The sequence below is a fragment of the Desulfobacter hydrogenophilus genome, from assembly GCF_004319545.1.
In the GTDB taxonomy this organism is placed as follows: Bacteria; Desulfobacterota; Desulfobacteria; order Desulfobacterales; family Desulfobacteraceae; genus Desulfobacter; species Desulfobacter hydrogenophilus.
This window is the reverse complement of sequence record NZ_CP036313.1, coordinates 4,645,544-4,663,616: the sequence shown is the minus strand read 5'-3', so window position 1 is coordinate 4,663,616 and position 18,073 is coordinate 4,645,544. Positions and strand designations below refer to the sequence as shown.

Here is an 18,073-nt window from a genome sequence, read left to right as displayed (position 1 = left end):
TTGTTAGAAGGATATAAACTCCCGCCAATTTTATGTCAAGGGTAAACCTGCTTTGATTTCCGAATGAAAGTTGCTGTGTTTAGGGCTTTTGTTCCGTTTGAGGGACATCATTGTTCCTCATGATTTTTAGTTGAGAAAAAATTTATGGCAAATATTTATTTTTGTCTGAGAATAGTGTATTGAGTACCGCAATTATCTTTATATCCAATGCTGTTGGCAAAGCTTTTTCCGGTAGCAGAATAGGTTTCGCAAAAAAGGGAAAATATGAAAAAATTTCTGTTTTTATTGATTTGTTTTATTTGTACAAGTACCTGTGCCGCAGCTCAGGACCTTTCCGGGCTTAGCGGATGGGGCGTTTCCTTGGGGTATGGTCAAAGTGCTGATAATATTGATATTTATCGTGCAGGAATTTTAAAACAGTGGCATGTAAAATGGATTGAGAGCAAAACCGGTTATGTGTGCGGTTATTTTGAACTTTCCTATAACCGCTGGAAAAACGGGGGTGATGATGTGAACGCAGTCGCATTGTCTCCGGTCTTCCAGTATGTATTTAATGTAGGAAATGCGACCTGGTATCCATATATAGAGGCGGGGATTGGTGCTGCTTATCTGGACAATTATATTATCGATAACAGAGATCTCTCTTCAAATTTTCTGTTTGAAGACAGGGTTGGGGCTGGTATCAGAATCAAAAATATGGATATCAGTTTTCGCTACATGCATTATTCTAACGCCGCTTTAAAAGAGCCTAACGATGGCATTGATATTTTGATAGGTACCCTGACCTGGTTCTTTTAAGAGTCTGTTTAAAAAATACCACAGCGTAGTACGCTGTGAGTTTAAATTTAATAAAAATGGTAAAAATTCACTGTACAGCAATGAAAATCAAGAAACAAAAAATGCCAAGCGACCACAATGTAGCAATTTTAAACAGGCTCTAAGCCCTGTTCAAATCGGTTTTTTGAAATACAGAACCAGGCTTTTCCCAAGTACCGGGTTAAGCAGGTGGTCAATAGTGCTGGTCAGTGCCGGCTTTTTCATGAGGTCCCATAATAAGAGTCTGTGGTAGAGATTTACGGCGAGCGAATCCGTGCGGGTCACCCCCACAAGGCATTTGAGCCACCAATAGGGGCTGTGGATGCTGTGGGCATAATGACAACCCAGGTACTTTGGGCCTTTGCCCCTGATTCTTTCAATAATTTCTTGTTTGCCGTAGATTCTCACATGACCCATATTGGCGTTGTGATATTCATCCGACAGCTGCCAGCAGATCCATTCGGGCCAGGCCCGGGGAACACTTACGGCCAGTGTTTTGCCCGGTTTGACGATTCGAATCAGTTCTGAAACAGCTTTTTCGTCATCCGGGATATGCTCCAAAACCTCCGAGCAGATCACCACATCAAAACTGTTATCCTCAAAGGGAAGCGCCATGATATCCATGGCGGACAACCCCCAGTTCCTGCAGGATAGGTCATTTAACCCCTCGTGAAATTCAAGTTTGCCTTTGGTGGTGAGCAGGTTGTCAAATTTAAAGTCCGCACCAATGCAGATGGCACCGGATTCCCGACAGGCCCTGATGGTGTGGCGGCCCTCGCCGCATCCGATGTCCAGAACCCGATTGCCGGGGGCAATGCCCAGACGTTTAAAGTCCACGGTAATCATTTATCACCTCCCGGTAGACTTGGGCCGTGCGTATGGCGCATTTTTCCCAGGTAAATTCTCTTGTTACCCGTTCATAGCCCCGGCAGGCCAGATCTTCACGCTGCTTTTCATCATCAAGTAGTTCAATGATGGCCTTTTCAAGCGCTTTGGCATCCCCGGGGGGGACAAGTTTTGCCGCATCTCCTGCCACTTCGGGCAAGGCTCCGCCGGTTGTGGAAATTACCGGTACCCGGCAGGCCATGGCCTCCCCAACCGGTAAACCAAATCCTTCGTACATGGAGGGTACCACCGCAATCTGGGATTTTGCATATTCCCGGACAAACCGCTGGTGGTCAATGCGGCCGGTAAAGTCTATATGGCGGACAAGATCAAGCTTTTTAACCAGATTTTCGATGCCACCGTTCTTTTTGGGTGTGCCAATGACCGTTAAGGAGACATTCCTGTGCTTTAACACCCCTTTAATTGCGTAAAGCAGGTGGTATAAGCCTTTTAGGGGCATATCCGCACTGTTGGTGACGATCAGGCGGCCGGAGTCCTTTTTTACATGATCCAGGGGGAAAAAATTATCCAGATCAATGCCGTTGGGAATGGTTTTGAATCTTGATGCGGGGATTTTAAATTCTTTGGCAATATCTGTTTTGGAGCTGTCGGATACCGTGATTATGGACGGTATTCTTCGGGCAACACGTTTTTGCATGCCGATAAAGGAGTACCAGCGAAGGGTTTTAAGTTTTTTATAAAAAGACCTGGTGGCTTTGACCGCCAGGCGGCGGTCCACGGTCATGGGATGATGGATCGTGGCGGTTATGGGCAGGTCCCGGGCAAGGGCCAACATACCGTAGGAAAGGCTTTGGTTGTCATGGATAATGTCATAGCTTTTTGTCCTGCCCTTCATATATCGCTTCACCCGCATGCCGAATGTCATGGGTTCGGGATATCCCATGGCGCAGATGTCAAGCCATTCAATGAGGTTGACCGGGTCTTTGAGTTCCTCAATACGGGGCGTTCGGAATAAATTTTCCGGGTTATATAAATCCAGGGTGTCGAGCATGGTAAGGTTGACACCGGCATTGACTAAAGGGTTTGGGGGGCCGGCAATAACTTCCACCCGGTGACCAAGATCAGACAACGCATGGCTTAAATGACGGATATAAACACCCTGTCCCCCGCAATGGGGGTTGGACCGGTAGGAGATCAGTCCGATGCGTAAGCCTGTTCTATGGAATGGTTTCATGGTTGGTTGTTATAGATGGTACGCCCGGCTGGAATCGAACCAGCGATCTTCAGCTTCGGAGGCTGACGTGCTATCCACTGCACTACGGGCGCATAAACTTTTTGACACGCTTAGGATGCCAAATCATTTTTTTGAAGGATGACTACACTTTTTAATCTGGGATGGGCCTGAATTTTTTCAATGACACTTGCGGCATTGCTTTCATTTCCCAGTTCATTTAAGTCGTGATCCATCATGGTTGCATTCTTATGCCTCAATTGCCGCTGAATGTCAATACTGGATAATTTTTTTGATCCCGATTTCATTTTGGACACATGATGCCGATTGAACGATGCTCCAAATTTTTAACCCCGGTTTTTTTACAATTTGGGACTTCAGGCCGTAAATCCATTTTTGCAGACCTTCGTATTAATACGTTTTTTGGATATGTGCACCTCGCACAAAAAATGAGGGGCACTCCTCTGCCCCTCATTTGACCCACCTAAATATTCCTATAAAGCGCGCAAGAAAGCAACCAGATCCTCTTTTTCCTGAGCCTTCAAGTGAAGTTGCTGAATAAGATTAAAATATTCCACTGTATCCTCAAGGGTGAAACATCTTCCGTCGTGCATATATGGGGGGGAGTCTTTGATGCCTCTCAAGGGGAACGTCTTAATGGGGCCATCGTGGGCCATCATCATATCATTTGCCAGTTCTTGTTTGTAAAAACGCTCTGCTTTGAGGTTATGCATATTATTATCAGTGTAGTATGGGGCTGGGTGGCATACGGCGCATCTAGCCTTATCGTTGAAAAGCGTCTCACCGCGCAGTTCGCTATCGTTCGCCTTGGTCTGGTCCAGCTCTCCGTAAATGTTGAGCTTAGAGGCTGGAGGAAAATCGAGAATTGCAAGAAATTCTGCCATGGCGTGTACCTGGGAGCCTCTTTCAAGAACATTAACCCCTTTTTTAACAGCCATGCAGATGTCTCCGTCAAAGTAAGCGGCGCGCTGTTCAAATTCGGTGAAATCTTCTACGGTTTTAAGCGCACGCTGGGAACCGAAAAGTCTCTGGATATTCATTCCTCTCAAGGTAGGGGTTTCAATGCGGTGCCTAAATTCCTGGGGTCGAATGTCACCAACTAGATGGTTGGCGCCGTTAGTATGGCCATTGGCATGACAATCGAAACAGGTTACGCCCAACATGCCGTCAGGCCGGTCGGTTCGGCGGTCTTCGGTCGCGTTAAATTGTTGTTGGGGGAATTGGGTAACCAGGAGCCTGAGACCCTCAAGCTGTTTGGGGTTCAAAATACCGTTAAAGATTTCATAATAATTTTCGATGGTAATCAGTCGTCCCTTTGCCACATCGCCAAGGTCGGGACGGGTGGTCAGATAAATTGCTGGGACAGGGTCTGGAAGAATATGTTCGGGCAGGTCGAAATCCAAGTCAAAACGAACCAGCCTGGGCAAAGATTTTGTGATCATCTCCGGGAAAAGCATACCTCCTTCAGCATGGTCAGCAAAAGGTAACGGCTTGTAAGGGAATAACCCTTGTTTTTTTATTTGTTCGGGAGTCATTTTATCAAGCTTTTCCCAGGTTGTTCCGTGAAGGTTCGCTGTCGGTCCGACTGGGATGGGCTTTCCTCCCGACATTGTGACCTCATCCGTTGTCTTTTTTGAAAGGTCATATCGTGCGTTTAATAATTTTTTTTGGCGTTCGGCACGCTCGCTTTTCACTGCCATGCGTGCCGCTTTGATTTGCTCGAAGGTTTCTGTTTGGTTTATCGGCCCATAGCTGGAAACGACTTTAGCTTGCTGTGCATAAACTGCTGTCGCGCTTATTCCAACGAGCAACATAATCCAGATATTGAAGCATTTAATGAACATATTTTTCTTTTTCATGTCATGATCCTCCTTCTTAAATAGTTGGCGTATTTATACATTTTTAACCATAAAATTTTTAACGCATCACCTCCTTATTTCAATATTTGATGGCATAATCGTGGTGCTGACCGGCGCCGTGCGTGAATTTAGGACCGTAGATTACTTGATCCGTTTGATGCGCCCGGCATGGCCGTTAAATTATCGCCCTTCGGGCGAGCTGTTGGGTGTTAGGAAATGGAAATACCCATACTATGAACTATGGGATGCAACTCCCATACGTGAATTCTATTGATGTATACAGTATTAACAGAAGTATTAGCAGAAAACAAGGGCGGAACCGTCTGGAATATATGCGAATCGAGATAGGACTCTCCATCACTAAGCCGCTATGAATGAGTAAGAAATTAAGATGCCCAATTAAAATTTTAAAACATTTGTCCTACAATGGTCGCCACTTTTAAATGGGTAGGTTATTTGAGGCTATCAAATTTTTCCTTAGCCTCGCCGGCCACATAAAGGGAACCTGCAATACAGATGGCGTCGTTCTTACAACTCGTCAAAATTGCGTAAGATACCGCATCTTGTACATCTTCGATAACCTGCAAGTCCCCTTTGAATATTTTTTTGACTGCTGCGGCCAATACTGCAGACTCAATGCTGCGGTCGATTTTGGCTTTGGTTACAATAACCCGCTGGGCCCTGGGCAAAAGTTGGGCCAGCATGGCTTCATAGGGTTTATCATCCAGGATGCCGATGACAAGTGTCAGTCTTTTATTCCCTAAAGTCTGCTTGAGGTATTTGCCCAGCAGAACAGATGCCCTGAGATTGTGGGCCCCGTCCAGGATAACCAGGGGGTGATCCATGACTTTTTCAAGGCGGCCAGGCCAATGGACCCGGGCAAGCCCTTTATGAATTAATTCCTGGGTCAGTTCATATCGTGGATCTGTTTCTTTGTTTTGTTCAAAAATAAGCTCAACGGCCGCCAGGGCCAAAGCGAGGTTCTCCCGCTGGTGTTCTCCGGGTAAAGGTTTGGTCAGACCTTTAAACTTTTGATAAAGTCCCTTGTAATTATATGCTGGCTGGTCAGGGATTTTGCGGATAAAAAAGTCATTTTTGAACAGGTAAAGGGCTGATCCTTTATCGTTGGAGATCTTAGTCAGCTTGTCCATTCCCGATGGCTGGGATACGGCCGTAACTGCAGGCACTCCTGGTTTTATGATACCGCCTTTTTCCCGGGCCAGATCCCTGATGGTATGTCCAAGGTAATCGCTGTGCTCAATGGAAAGGTTGGTGATAACACTGACATTTGGCGTAATAACGTTGGTGGCGTCAAATCTGCCCCCCATGCCGGTTTCAATGACCGCCCATTCCACCGTCTCTTTGGCAAAATGATAAAAGGCCATGGCCGTGACAATTTCAAAAAAGGTGGCCCGGCGCGATCCATTGTCGGCAGCGTTCACCGCCTCGTATGCACTGACCACATCTGCATCACTGATCTGTTGCCCGTTCACGCAGATGCGTTCATTGAATCGGACCAGGTGAGGGCTTGTGTAGATACCCGTTTTAAACCCGGCAGCGCTGAGGATTGCCGCAATACAGGTCGCCGTGGATCCCTTGCCGTTGGTTCCGGCCACATGAACCATGTTGTAATTATTCTGAGGGGTCTTGAGTTGTGAAAGAATATTTGAAATGGTATCCAGCTCAAGCTTGATACCAAACCGGCCTAGTTTGTAAATTTTTTCCAGGCACAGTTTATAGGCGGGGGGGGTCATGAAAAATGTCCATAAAAAAACCCGGCATATCTGCCAATTTGATATGCCGGGGTCTTTTTAATACTTAGCTACGTCTTCTGCGAGATCTTGAGGCGGCAATTCGTTGTCTTCTCATTGCCTCTCTCATCTTACGTCTTCTGTACTGACAAGGTTTTTCAAAATGTTTCTTAACCTTGAGACGTTTAAACAGTCCGTCATTCTGAATTTTTTTCTTCAGAATGCGTAACGCTTTTTCAACGTCATTGTCAATAACTGTGACAGTAATTTCTTTCAAGCAGCATCGCCCCTTTCAAAATAAATTTAAATATAGCAGCCATGGACAGATCCTGTCTATCAATACCAAGTCTAATCCATAACGCAATATGAAAGCAATTCAATAATTGTTTTGATTTTCATATAAAGAGTCTTGGGTTGACTTGGTCTATTGGCATCGAGATACAACCCACAACAAAACATGAAAGTAATTCAAAAACGTATGCTAACTTTCATACGAAAATATTTATAAACGAGCTTTCTAACAAATTTAATGCGTTAAGGCAAGAAAAAAATGGTTGGTGCAGCAATTCTTAAATGGCTTTTTATAGCCATGATATGAATGGAGGGATTTGATATTTGTTAAATTTTTTGAATTAAAAAAACCCGGACGCATTTATGCGTCCGGGTAAGCTATCTTTTTACAGTTTGGAAATCAGTTCTGCCGTTACATCGGGCAGTGCCTGTTCGCCGTTCAGCGTGATATATTTGAAATCTGCATCAGGCAGATCTCTGAAGTAATAAGAAGAGGCCAGGGTGCCTGTCTCCGTGTCATAATAAATGGAGTGGCGTTTGTCGATGGCGTTCTCGTCCTGATCATCTGCACGGGAGCTCAGTGCACCACCGCATACCCGGCATTTGTCTCCGTCGGGCTTAATGGCATCAATGAAAATATTGTTGGGGTGGTTGTTGTCATTCTCGCACAACCGTCTGCCCATAATTCTGTTTTTGGCAATTTCACGATCCAGCAGCATTTCGATAACATAGTCAAGTTTGATGCCCTGTTCGTTCAGTGCGGCATGCAGTTTTTCAGACTGAACTTTATTTCTTGGAAAACCGTCCAGCAGCCAGCCGTTTTTACAGTCATCCTGTTTGATACGGTCGATCATCATGGGAATCGTGATTTCATCAGGCACCAGGTCGCCCTTGTCAATATATTCTTTGGCTTTTTTGCCAAGTTCAGTGCCGCCCTTGATGTTGTCGCGGAAAATTGCACCGGATTCAACATGGGCCATATTGTATTTGTCTTTCAGGATTTTTCCCTGGGTGCCTTTGCCGCTGCCGTTGGGGCCGAAAAATAAGATGTTCATCTTTACTCCTTGAGGTTGTTTATATTTATGTCCTGTCGGGACACGTCCGACATAATAAAAAATCGTAATATTTTAAAATAAAAGAACTGATCACTGCATGGCGTTCTTTCATAATCTGATGCAGGGCCTTCTTGTCATGAAAAATGTAAGATATGCCCATAACTGTATCAACAAATCTTAATATAGGACTGCCCTTTTTTTGTCAAGGTATTGCAGCCTTACTTCATGTGCTGTATATGCTTTTATTCTCTTTTAATGAACCGGATAAAATGTATTAAAAAGTTGGCACAAGCTTGCCAAATTAAAAGTGGGATAAGACCTTGAATGTACCCTGGCAAATTGATATTAAGAGACTGAGTCTTAATTCAGACAATTCGGTGCAAACGTTAAATAATTATTCATATATAAAAAAAAGGTAAAAAAAATGACGGAACTGATTGATGTCAGGGCAAGGGAAATTATCGATTCCAGGGGGAATCCTACGGTTGAAGTGGATGTGACTTTAGCCTGCGGCGCACAGGGGCGGGCTGCTGTGCCTTCTGGTGCGTCAACCGGTACAAGGGAGGCGCTTGAGCTTCGTGACAAGGCCGAAAACCGTTTCATGGGTAAAGGTGTGCTCAATGCGGTGGCCAATGTCAATGAAGTCATAGCTCCGGAGATCATCGGCTATGATGCCATGGACCAGGCCGGACTGGACCGGACCATGATTGATATTGACGGAACTGAAAACAAATCACGGCTGGGTGCCAACGCTATTCTGGGCGTTTCCATGGCCGCCGCAAGGGCCGCAGCTGCAGCCAATGGGATTCCATTGTACCGCCATATCGGTGGCATCAATGCGCGGGTCATGCCTGTTCCCATGATGAATATAATCAACGGCGGTGCCCATGCTGCCAACAACCTGGATATCCAGGAATTTATGATTCTTCCCTTCGGGGCAGCCAATGTGTCCGAAGCTGTCCGCATGGGCGCCGAAACTTTTCATAACCTGAAAAAGATACTTAAAGGCAAGGGGCTTGCCACGGGCGTTGGTGACGAAGGTGGATTCGCTCCGGATCTTGCGTCCAATGAAGAGGCCATTGAAAATATTATTGCCGCCATTGAAGCGGCCGGCTATCGTCCAGGCAAGGATATCGGCATCGGCCTGGATGCCGCAGCCAGCGAGTTTTACAAAAACGGCAAGTATGTATTCGCTTCTGAAAATAGAGAATTATCCCCTGCTGAACTCATTGATTACTATGAAAGTCTGATTGATAAATATCCTTTGGTTTCCATTGAAGACGGTCTGGCAGAAGAGGACTGGGATAACTGGGAAATTATGACCCAGCGCCTGGGTAACCGTGTTCAGATTGTGGGTGATGATATCTTTGTGACAAATCCAGATATTTTTAAACAAGGCATCGCCAGGGGGGTGGGCAATTCCATTCTGATTAAGCTTAACCAGATCGGCACCGTGACCGAAACCCTTGACACCATCCAGATGGCTAAGGATTCGGGGTATACCACCGTGGTGTCCCACAGGTCCGGTGAAACCGAAGACAGCTTTATTGCCGACCTTGCTGTGGGCGTGAATTCCGGACAGATAAAAACCGGATCCATGTCTAGAAGTGATCGTGTTGCAAAATACAATCAACTGATGCGCATAGAAGAGGAACTGGCTGATTGTGCAGTCTTTCCGGAGGATCTGTTTGTTTTAAAATAGTGTTGTGTTTGGATGCAAAGTCACTCATCTGCGTCTAAATACGGTTTTTTCGTTCTGGGATTGAAATAAACCAGACATGTTCATGGTAATAATATTTTTTTATTTATCAGGTGAGGAAAATGTGAGGTGTTTATCCTTATAAATCCTCACCTTTTTTTAAAAGTTATGATTAAAAAAAAGCGCGGAAGTGAGGACTGGATGGCTGAGGTAACTAAATATATTTTTGTAACAGGCGGAGTGTTATCATCATTGGGCAAGGGGTTGGCGTCGGCGGCCATCGGTATGCTTTTGGAAAGCCGGGGTCTGAGCGTGACCATTCAGAAACTGGACCCCTACATAAATGTTGACCCTGGAACCATGAACCCCTTCCAGCACGGTGAAGTGTTTGTCACTGATGACGGTGCGGAAACCGATCTTGATCTGGGGCATTATGAACGGTTCACCAATGCCAAACTTGGTAAGAACAACAATTTTACCACAGGAAAGATCTATCACCAGGTGATCACCAAGGAACGCCGGGGCGAATACCTTGGCGGGACTGTTCAAGTGATCCCCCATATTACTGACGAAATTAAACGGGCCATTTCCCTGGTTTCCCATAACACCGATGTGGTGATTGTTGAAATCGGCGGCACCATCGGGGATATTGAATCCCTTCCCTTTCTTGAGGCCATCCGCCAGTTCAAAGCCGATGCCGGCGCCAATAACGTGATTTACATCCACTTGACCCTGGTACCCTATATTAAAACCGCCTGTGAGGTAAAAACCAAACCCACCCAGCATAGTGTCAAGGAACTTAGAAGCATCGGTATCCAGCCGGATATTCTTTTGTGTCGTACGGAGAGCCTTTTGACCCAGGATATTAAAAACAAGATTGCTCTGTTCTGCAATGTCGGACCTGAAGCCGTCTTCACCGCTAAGGATGTGGATTGCATCTATGATGTGCCCATTGTCTATAACGAAGAAGGCCTCGGGGACATGATTCTTAAAAAATTGAACATATGGGCCCGGGCCCCGCGTATTGACGGTTGGCGGGAAATGGTGGAGCGCCTGAAAAATCCAAGGCATAATGTCACCATCGCCATTGTGGGTAAATATGTAGACTTAACAGAGAGCTATAAAAGTCTGAACGAGGCATTGACCCATGGCGGTATCTCCAATGACACCAAGGTAAATTTGCAATTTGTGGATTCCTCCACCCTGACAAAAAAGAATGTAGTTGACGTGCTGTCCAAGGTCGATGGTGTTCTAGTCCCGGGCGGGTTCGGGACCCGGGGGATTGAAGGAAAGATTCTTGCTGCCGGGTTTGCCCGTGAAAACAAGGTGCCCTTTTTCGGTATCTGCCTGGGTATGCAGATGGCCGTAGTTGAGATTGCACGCAATCTTGCCGGCCTGGAAGATGCCAACAGCGAGGAATTTGATATCGACACGCCCTATCCGGTGATCTACCTGATGAAAGAGTGGGTGGATGAGCAGACCGGCAAGGTGGAGAAACGGGATGAATCCTCGAATAAAGGCGGCACCATGCGGTTAGGTGCCTATCCCTGTCTTCTGGTTGAAAACACCTTTGCCATGAATGCTTACAAGACTGAAAATATTTCCGAACGGCATCGCCACCGTTTTGAGTTCAATAATGAATACAAGGATAAACTGGTTGAATCAGGACTTATTATTTCAGGGACATCCCCGGACCATGACCTGGTGGAAATTGTGGAACTTAAAAATCACCCGTGGTTTCTGGGCTGCCAGTTTCATCCGGAATTCAAGTCCAAACCCATGGTTCCCCATCCTCTTTTTAAGGCATTTATCAGGGCCGCGCTGAAAAATAAAAAATGATTGAAGAATTCATTACCATAACCGGTGTCGGCAATATCTGTCTTGAGGGGTATTTAAACCGGCAGGAGACAGGGAAAGCTGTTGTGCTCACACATCCCCACCCTCTTTATGGTGGGAACATGGATGTGCCTGTGATCTGCCGGATGGCTGCCTGCTTTCAATCCGCCGGGATTGCTACCCTGCGTTTTAATTTCAGAGGTACCGGGGGCAGTGCCGGAAAATTTGACGATGGCCGGGGCGAGCAGGATGATGTCAGAAGCGGTTTAGATTTTTTATCCGACCAAGGGTATGATCAGCTTTTTCTTGCCGGATACTCCTTTGGTTCATGGGTCAATGCCCATGTCGTCAGTGCCGGTGTTGATATCTGCGATCATATTATGGTCTCGCCGCCGGCAGCGTTGTTGAGTTTTGACCAAGTGGAACCGTTGCCCAATACAGGACTGATTATTACTGGTGAAAATGATGATTTGGCACCTGTTTTCCTGGTGCAGGATCTTTTGTCTAAATGGAAAATTTCTCCCCGGATAGAGGTTCTTTCCGATGTCGATCACTTTTATGTTGGTGCTTTAGACAAGTTGGAAGACGTTCTTTCAGACTACCTGCAGTCCTGAATTTTTGAGGCATTGGAAAAACGAAATTTGGACCGGATTGATAAAAAAATACTGAACATTCTCCAGGAAAACGGGAAAATAACCAATGCCAAGCTGTCCCGGATGGTGGGGATTTCAGCGCCTGCTACTTTCGAACGGGTGAAGCGCCTTGAAACTGCTGGGATTATCTCCCATTTTACGGCGGTGGTGGATCCGGAAAAGGTCGGTTTTTCCATCATGGTCATTGTCAGCATTACATTGAGCTTGAGCAAACTGTCTTCGGTGCCTTTAATCAAGGAAAAATTTTCGGAACTTGATGAGGTTGTGGAGTGCTACCAGATTGCCGGTGCCCATGATTTTATTCTCAAGGTCATTGCAAAGGACATCAAGGCCTATGCAGAATTTATGAACCAAAAATTGACCCGGATACAGGGCATCCAGAACATCCAGTCTTCAATTGTCATTGACAGCCCTAAGGATAAAAAAATTTTTGTCTTGGAAACCGGGGAATGACAGCTTAAAGCCCATTCATTGTGTTTTATAGCCTGGCCTTCCTTGGGCCAGGCTACTTTCTTCAGATTCTTGATCATCTTTTCATTTTTTGCTATACTCTGTTCGGTATACAATGGAATTTCTATTTGTAAACTACAAACTAAGGAGATGTATGAATAGATCAACAATACTCGCTCTATTTATGCTTGTCAGCAGCACATTCCTTTTTTCGGGGTGTGTGGTTCCGGCTGACGGTTACTATTCTGATCCCGGTTACCGTTCCAATGTGATGGTCGTGCCAGCCTTGCCTTACACTGTAAATTTGTACCAACGGCCGTACTACAACTACCACGGTTATTACTATTTCTATAGCAATCAACGTTGGTACTATAGCAGAGCCAAAGGCGGAAGATGGATCGCGTTACCTCGTACTCACTGGCCACGTGACACCAGGTGGAAGGGGCGCCATTTTCATAATGATCACCGCGATCATAAATATGATAGGCACGATAAGCCTCAGTCAAAGAAACCAAAATATCAGCCCCAAAAAGATCCCCGTCGGAGTGACAAATACCGACAGAAAAACGATTCTCTCCGTAAAGACTCACGGCATAATGAAAAGAACCAACTAAAAAAATATCCAGGAAAGCGGGCCGAGGAGCCACGTCAACATGATCGCAAAAAAGTGAAGCAGGAACGAAATGATCGCAATCAGCGCAAGATGGGTCCTCCCCAGAATAAAAACCGTAAAGACGACAAAAACCGTAAAGACAACAAAAAATGCACTGAAGAAGAAATAAGACTCCGTAAACCAGGATGTGAGCGTCGTTGAAAACCGTTGATCATTTTTCGGCAGGGATCGGCCAGTATAAGCCAATCCCTGCCGTTTTTCTTATGGTGTCGGTTTCCACTTTAATCGGCCCAATATAGGGAGAGTTTCCCCCCGATCATAAATCCCTGGTGCTTCAGATGTTCACTAAATGCAAAAAAAACGGGTATAGATAGCGCAAGGGCCTGTTCCAGGTTTTTGTCCCGGTTCTGCATTTATGACTCCGGCAATAATTGCTTTTAATTTGTTTTTTCATCCGTTGTTGGCGTGCCAAATCCACCCCCGCCGGGGCTCATGATACGGAAACGCTCACCGGGTTGAGCCAGGATTTCGTTTTTAGCGCCCATAGAGATTGAAGCGCCGTCTTTTCTGATGAAAAGATTGACCCCCTTTTTTCCCGATTCACCGCCTTCCAGCCCGTAGGGCGCAAAGACCCGACGTTCGGAAAGGATGGCCACATTAAGAGGCTCTAAAAATTCCACCTCACGCACCAAACCGTCCCCACCGTTGAATCGTCCCCGGCCGCCGGACCCCCGGCGGATGGAAAATTCCCTGAGAAGTACGGGATATCGCCGCTCCATGATTTCCGGATCAGTGATACGGGTGTTGGTCATGTGGGTTTGGACCCCGGTTTGGCCATGCCAGGTCGGGCCGGCCCCGGCCCCGCCGGCGATGGTCTCATAGTAGCCGAACCGATCGTTGCCAAAGGTAAAGTTGTTCATGCAGCCCTGGGAGGCGGCGACCACACCAAACGCCTTGAGGACCACGTCGGTAATGCGCTGGGAGGTCAGCACGTTGCCGCCCACCACCGCCGCCTCGGAAGAGGGATCAAGCAATGATCCCTTGGGGATCTTGACAGTGATGGGAATAAGGCAGCCGTGATTTAAGGGCAGGTCTTTTTCAATCAGGCACCGCAGGCAGTAAAGGATGGCTGATTTGGTGACGGCCTTGGGGGCATTACAGTTTCCCCAGATTTGAGATCCGGTGCCTTGAAAATCAAATAGAGCGCTGCCGTCTTTTCTGTCGATGGTGAGGGCCAGGACAATGGGGCTGCCGTCATCCAGATAGTCCTTGGCGCGGATTGTGTCTCGTTCGGCCATCCCTTTGGAGGTGGAAAGCGTTTTGAGTCGCTGGCGCACCGCCTCTTCAGCCGCATCCTGGACGTACTTCATATATGCCTGGACCACGTCGAAGCCGTAGTGATCCACCATCTCCAGCACCAGTTCGATTCCTTTCTGATTGGCGGCTATCTGGGCCTTGAGGTCGGAGATGTTGTCAGCCAGAAGACGGGTGCCTGAGATGGCAGGGCGCCCCGGTGCCGGGGTCAGTTTGCCCGGCGCTCGCAGCAGTTCTGAAATGCCTTCCTCTTGAAAAAGGCCGTTTTCCACCAGCTTAAACGAGGTAATGCAGGCCCCTTCCTCTTCAAGGCTACGGGAGTTGGGGGGCATGGAGCCGGGGGTGATGCCGCCGATGTCGGTGTGGTGTCCTCGGGCCGCCACCCAGAAAATCACTTGGTCGTCCTTGAACACGGGGGTGATGACCGTAATGTCGGGCAGATGGCTGCCCCCTGCCGCCGGGTGGTTGGAGACCAGCACATCCCCAGGCGTAAGATCGCTTCCCCGGCGTTGGATCTGCGCCCTTACCGCGTCACTCATACTTCCCAGATGGACCGGCAAATGGGGCGCGTTGGCCACCAACTCGCCATGGGGTCCGAACAGGGCGCAGGAAAAATCAAGGCGTTCCTTGATATTGGTGGATATGGCGGTCTTTTGCAGCATCCGACCCATCTGTTCGGCAATGGACATGAAAAGATTGCTGAAAATGGAGAGTTGGACCGGGTCGAGTTTTGTGCCGATTGGCGTGTGCGTGCCCGCGCCCACCTTGATCTCCACATCGCCGTTTTGGGTAATGGCTGCGGTACAGTCGGGTTCGATGAGAATGGTGGAGGTTTGGTGAATCAGAATGGCAGGGCCGGCAATACAATGGCCGGCGGCAAGTTTTTCCAGATCATAGATAAGGGTCTTGTGACGGCCGTCTTCAAAATAGCACTGGGCCGTATCCAGCACCGGCGGTTTTTCCCTGGCCTTTGGAGCGTTGATTCGACGCAGACCCGCAGCTTTGCCCCGGGCCCGTATCCGGATATCGTCGATGAGGATTTGCCTTCCAAAAAGATCGAATCCGAACTCTCTGCGGTAGACGCCCCTGAAAGCTCCAGCATAATCATTGTCTTCAGGCCGACAGATCATAATGGCCGTATCTGTCCCGTGGTACCGCAGGTTAAGAAACCGGGTGGTATCAACGGCCTTTGGGGAGAATCCCTGATCCTGCAGTTCCCGGGAGGCCTTTTCTTCCAGCCGCTCAAAAATAGTTTCAATGTCTTTCAGCGCTTGTGGGCATAAGACAGCGGAGGAAGGCTGCTGCCGTTCCGTGACCACATCGGCCATGCCCATGCCGTAGGCGGACATAATGCCGGAAAATCGATGGATAAAAATTTGAGAGATTCCCAGGACCCGGGCAACGGCGCAGGCATGCTGGGGGCCGGCCCCCCCGAAGGTGGCCAGCACATGCGCCTTGATATCGAACCCCCGCATCACTGAAATTTCCCGGATGGGCCTGACCATCACCTCGTTGGCCACCCGGATGAAGCCCAGGGCGGCTTCCTCCATTGTCATGGACGGTAACCCGGCAGCGGCGCAATACGCATTGATTTCTTCTGTCAGGTCGGCCATAGCCTTACGGGCCGCTTCCACGTCCAGGGGCTGATCCTCGCTGGGCCCGAAAATATGGGGAAAGTACCTCGGTTGAATGTGCCCGAGCACCAGATTTGCATCCGTAACCGTCAGGTATCCGTCTTTTCGGTAGCAGACCGGCCCAGGGTGGGCCCCGGCAGATTCGGGTCCTACGATAAACATGCCGTTGTCAAAGAAGAGGCGGCTTCCCCCGCCGGCGGCCACGGTCTTGATGTGGAGCTGGGGAGCCTGGATGCGTACACCGGCGATCTCCGTTTCAAAGACCAGTTCGTATTCCCCGCCGAACCGGGAGACATCAGTGGACGTGCCCCCCATGTCGAATCCGATGACCGGTTGTTTTCTTTCAGCATCAAAGGTGGTCATGGCATATCCCACCACCCCCCCGGCAGGTCCGGACAGGATGGCGCGGCTGCCGGTGAACCCGTCGGCACCGGCCAGTCCGCCGTCGGACTGCATGAAAAGAAGGCCGGTCTGGGCAAGTTCGTCCTTAAACCCGCGTTTAAAGCTGTCAAGGTAGGTGCGAATATGCGGATTGAGGTAGGCGTCCACCATCGTGGTATCTCCCCTGGCCACCAGTTTCACCCGGGGCATGACCTGGGAGGACAGAGAAACCTGGGTAAATCCTATCTCCAGGGCCAGGCGGCCGATGGCCCGTTCATGATCCGGCCAGGCATAGGCGTGCATGAGCACGACGGCCAGGCTGCGGAGACCCAGGTCATATACAGCCTTAAGATCCGATTTTATGGCCGCTATATCCAGGGGACGGATTACTGCCAGACGGTCACCGGTAATTCCCTTTACTATTTTGCCGTCCACTGCCGTGGTGTTCTCATCCTCCCGTAAAATTCTTAAACGTTCGTCCGCCTCAATAACTTTTTGGTACAAAAGTTCAGGCTTTTTGATCTCCAGATCAAAAATTTTTGGCCGGTTCTGGTTTCCGATTTGAAGAATATCACCGAATCCCCGGGTCACCACCAGGGCGCTGGGCGCGCCTTTACGTTCCAATAGGGCGTTGGTGGCTACGGTGGTTCCCATGCGAATCCACTCAATTTGGCCGGCGTCGAACTGCGCTTTGGGCACGGGTTTTCCGGTAACTTCTTCCAGGATGCGCCGGATTCCCTCACGGGGCGCGTCAGGATAGTTCCGGGGATCCTCGGACAACAGCTTGATGATCCGGAATCCGGGTTCTCCGGGCACCTCGGCATAGATATCCGTAAAGGTACCGCCGCGGTCAACGGAAAAACGAAATTTGGCGGGGTTTGACATAGACACTCCTTCATATCTGATTGCTCTTCCGCTCCCTGCCGGTGTCCGGGAACGATTTGATGGCTTCAACTGTCTGGTAGTGCTCCTTAGCAGATTGACTCAAAATTTTAAAGGCAAAGATGGGGTGCGGTACCGGTTACGGATGGTGATACCCAAGCAATTGAAAATGCCAAAATAAAGGCAACTTGAACTAATGACTATCTATTGGCCGAACAGAGATTTATTTTCGTTCTTGATATGAAATAAGCGTTATCATATATTTCTTCGGCAGTTCAAATTTAATGAAAAAAAGGAGTGCTACAATGAAGAATATTTTAACGATTCTGTTCTGTTTGCTAATTTGCTGGATGTCCGCATCAGGAGTGTTTGCTAAAGGCTACAAACAGGACACCCACAAGGTCCAGAAAAAACTTAGCGCATTGGGATATGCGCCCGGACCCGCTGATGGGATGATGGGAAATAAAACCCGCAAGGCTATAAAAAAATTTCAAAAAAGCCGGGGATTAAAGGCTACCGGGACGTTAGACTCCCATACCCTGAATCTGCTTTTAAATCGGACGTCAAATGCTGACCGTCCAACCGGGAAAAATAATACACCCGACAAAAACAAACCACATAAACAAGATCCAAGGAGTAAGGTTTCAAAAAAACAGGGGCAGCAAAAGCACTCTGCAGACCAAGGGAGAAAAGACAACGAGAACCGGAAAAAGGAAGCTCCCATGAAACATAAACCGTAAG

General features: G+C 48.0%; 15 protein-coding genes and 1 tRNA gene. 7 read left to right on the top strand and 9 right to left on the bottom strand.

The window, feature by feature from the left end:
- The first annotated feature begins 360 nt into the window (after nucleotides 1-360).
- Nucleotides 361-798, top strand: coding sequence for an acyloxyacyl hydrolase (locus EYB58_RS20710; protein WP_242637458.1), 438 nt, complete (start codon nucleotides 361-363; stop codon nucleotides 796-798).
- Between the two features lie 150 nt (nucleotides 799-948).
- Here the strand turns inward: EYB58_RS20710 and EYB58_RS20705 are convergent, their stop codons facing one another.
- The 8 genes from EYB58_RS20705 to EYB58_RS20670 form a co-directional block, all read right to left on the bottom strand.
- Entirely contained in the window at nucleotides 949-1,662 is a 714-nt protein-coding gene (locus EYB58_RS20705; RefSeq protein ID WP_111956097.1) for a class I SAM-dependent methyltransferase, read from the bottom strand.
- On the bottom strand, nucleotides 1,643-2,896 hold the full coding sequence (locus EYB58_RS20700; RefSeq protein ID WP_111956099.1) for a glycosyltransferase family 4 protein: 1,254 nt from the start codon (nucleotides 2,894-2,896) through the stop codon (nucleotides 1,643-1,645). Before EYB58_RS20700 ends, EYB58_RS20705 begins: the two co-directional genes overlap by 20 nt.
- Before the next feature lie 16 nt (nucleotides 2,897-2,912).
- Nucleotides 2,913-2,988, bottom strand: a tRNA-Arg gene (locus tag EYB58_RS20695).
- Nucleotides 2,989-3,006: 18 nt separating this feature from the next.
- Nucleotides 3,007-3,201 carry a hypothetical protein gene (locus tag EYB58_RS20690; RefSeq protein ID WP_111956101.1) on the bottom strand — a complete coding sequence of 65 codons (195 nt, stop codon included), beginning with the start codon at nucleotides 3,199-3,201 and terminating at the stop codon, nucleotides 3,007-3,009.
- 186 nt (nucleotides 3,202-3,387) lie between these two features.
- A complete protein-coding gene (locus EYB58_RS20685; RefSeq protein ID WP_207309094.1) occupies nucleotides 3,388-4,773 on the bottom strand; it encodes a cytochrome B6 in 1,386 nt (461 codons plus the stop codon).
- A 452-nt stretch (nucleotides 4,774-5,225) separates the two neighbouring features.
- Nucleotides 5,226-6,527, bottom strand: a complete 1,302-nt coding sequence (locus EYB58_RS20680; RefSeq protein WP_111956103.1) for a bifunctional folylpolyglutamate synthase/dihydrofolate synthase — start codon at nucleotides 6,525-6,527, stop codon at nucleotides 5,226-5,228.
- Between the two features lie 64 nt (nucleotides 6,528-6,591).
- Nucleotides 6,592-6,801 (bottom strand): 30S ribosomal protein S21, encoded by a 210-nt coding sequence (rpsU, locus tag EYB58_RS20675; RefSeq protein ID WP_085931433.1) that lies wholly within the window; start codon nucleotides 6,799-6,801, stop codon nucleotides 6,592-6,594.
- Nucleotides 6,802-7,201: 400 nt separating this feature from the next.
- A complete protein-coding gene (locus EYB58_RS20670; RefSeq protein WP_111956105.1) occupies nucleotides 7,202-7,870 on the bottom strand; it encodes an adenylate kinase in 669 nt (222 codons plus the stop codon).
- A gap of 424 nt (nucleotides 7,871-8,294) precedes the next feature.
- On the opposite strand from EYB58_RS20670, the gene eno reads away from it, so the two are divergent.
- The 5 genes from eno (at nucleotide 8,295) to EYB58_RS20645 (ending at nucleotide 13,322) form a co-directional block, all read left to right on the top strand.
- Nucleotides 8,295-9,572 (top strand): phosphopyruvate hydratase, encoded by a 1,278-nt coding sequence (eno, locus tag EYB58_RS20665; RefSeq protein WP_111956107.1) that lies wholly within the window; start codon nucleotides 8,295-8,297, stop codon nucleotides 9,570-9,572.
- A 198-nt stretch (nucleotides 9,573-9,770) separates the two neighbouring features.
- Complete coding sequence (locus EYB58_RS20660) at nucleotides 9,771-11,408, top strand: CTP synthase (RefSeq protein WP_111956181.1); 1,638 nt, start codon at nucleotides 9,771-9,773, stop codon at nucleotides 11,406-11,408.
- Nucleotides 11,405-12,019 (top strand): alpha/beta hydrolase, encoded by a 615-nt coding sequence (locus tag EYB58_RS20655; RefSeq protein ID WP_111956109.1) that lies wholly within the window; start codon nucleotides 11,405-11,407, stop codon nucleotides 12,017-12,019. The genes EYB58_RS20660 and EYB58_RS20655 overlap by 4 nt, the downstream gene beginning before the upstream one ends.
- Nucleotides 12,020-12,046: 27 nt before the next feature.
- On the top strand, nucleotides 12,047-12,511 hold the full coding sequence (locus EYB58_RS20650) for an Lrp/AsnC family transcriptional regulator (RefSeq protein ID WP_111956111.1): 465 nt from the start codon (nucleotides 12,047-12,049) through the stop codon (nucleotides 12,509-12,511).
- Between the two features lie 151 nt (nucleotides 12,512-12,662).
- Nucleotides 12,663-13,322: a hypothetical protein gene (locus EYB58_RS20645; protein ID WP_111956113.1), complete on the top strand. Its 660-nt coding sequence runs from the start codon at nucleotides 12,663-12,665 to the stop codon at nucleotides 13,320-13,322.
- Between the two features lie 236 nt (nucleotides 13,323-13,558).
- Here the strand turns inward: EYB58_RS20645 and EYB58_RS20640 are convergent, their stop codons facing one another.
- Nucleotides 13,559-17,335: a hydantoinase B/oxoprolinase family protein gene (locus EYB58_RS20640; RefSeq protein WP_111956115.1), complete on the bottom strand. Its 3,777-nt coding sequence runs from the start codon at nucleotides 17,333-17,335 to the stop codon at nucleotides 13,559-13,561.
- Between the two features lie 302 nt (nucleotides 17,336-17,637).
- On the opposite strand from EYB58_RS20640, the gene EYB58_RS20635 reads away from it, so the two are divergent.
- Nucleotides 17,638-18,072 (top strand): peptidoglycan-binding domain-containing protein, encoded by a 435-nt coding sequence (locus EYB58_RS20635; RefSeq protein WP_163354403.1) that lies wholly within the window; start codon nucleotides 17,638-17,640, stop codon nucleotides 18,070-18,072.
- Nucleotide 18,073: the final 1 nt, after the last annotated feature.

Excerpts from the sequence above, each read along its gene's own strand:
- EYB58_RS20680 (WP_111956103.1), bottom strand. The coding sequence starts at position 6,527 with ATGACCCCCCCCGCCTATAAACTGTGCCTGGAAAAAATTTACAAACTA.
- EYB58_RS20660 (WP_111956181.1), top strand. The coding sequence starts at position 9,771 with ATGGCTGAGGTAACTAAATATATTTTTGTAACAGGCGGAGTGTTATCA.
- EYB58_RS20685 (WP_207309094.1), bottom strand. The coding sequence starts at position 4,773 with ATGAAAAAGAAAAATATGTTCATTAAATGCTTCAATATCTGGATTATG.
- EYB58_RS20690 (WP_111956101.1), bottom strand. The coding sequence starts at position 3,201 with ATGAAATCGGGATCAAAAAAATTATCCAGTATTGACATTCAGCGGCAA.
- eno (WP_111956107.1), top strand. The coding sequence starts at position 8,295 with ATGACGGAACTGATTGATGTCAGGGCAAGGGAAATTATCGATTCCAGG.
- EYB58_RS20640 (WP_111956115.1), bottom strand. The coding sequence starts at position 17,335 with ATGTCAAACCCCGCCAAATTTCGTTTTTCCGTTGACCGCGGCGGTACC.
- EYB58_RS20705 (WP_111956097.1), bottom strand. The coding sequence starts at position 1,662 with ATGATTACCGTGGACTTTAAACGTCTGGGCATTGCCCCCGGCAATCGG.
- EYB58_RS20670 (WP_111956105.1), bottom strand. The coding sequence starts at position 7,870 with ATGAACATCTTATTTTTCGGCCCCAACGGCAGCGGCAAAGGCACCCAG.
- EYB58_RS20700 (WP_111956099.1), bottom strand. The coding sequence starts at position 2,896 with ATGAAACCATTCCATAGAACAGGCTTACGCATCGGACTGATCTCCTAC.
- EYB58_RS20635 (WP_163354403.1), top strand. The coding sequence starts at position 17,638 with ATGAAGAATATTTTAACGATTCTGTTCTGTTTGCTAATTTGCTGGATG.
- EYB58_RS20655 (WP_111956109.1), top strand. The coding sequence starts at position 11,405 with ATGATTGAAGAATTCATTACCATAACCGGTGTCGGCAATATCTGTCTT.
- EYB58_RS20645 (WP_111956113.1), top strand. The coding sequence starts at position 12,663 with ATGAATAGATCAACAATACTCGCTCTATTTATGCTTGTCAGCAGCACA.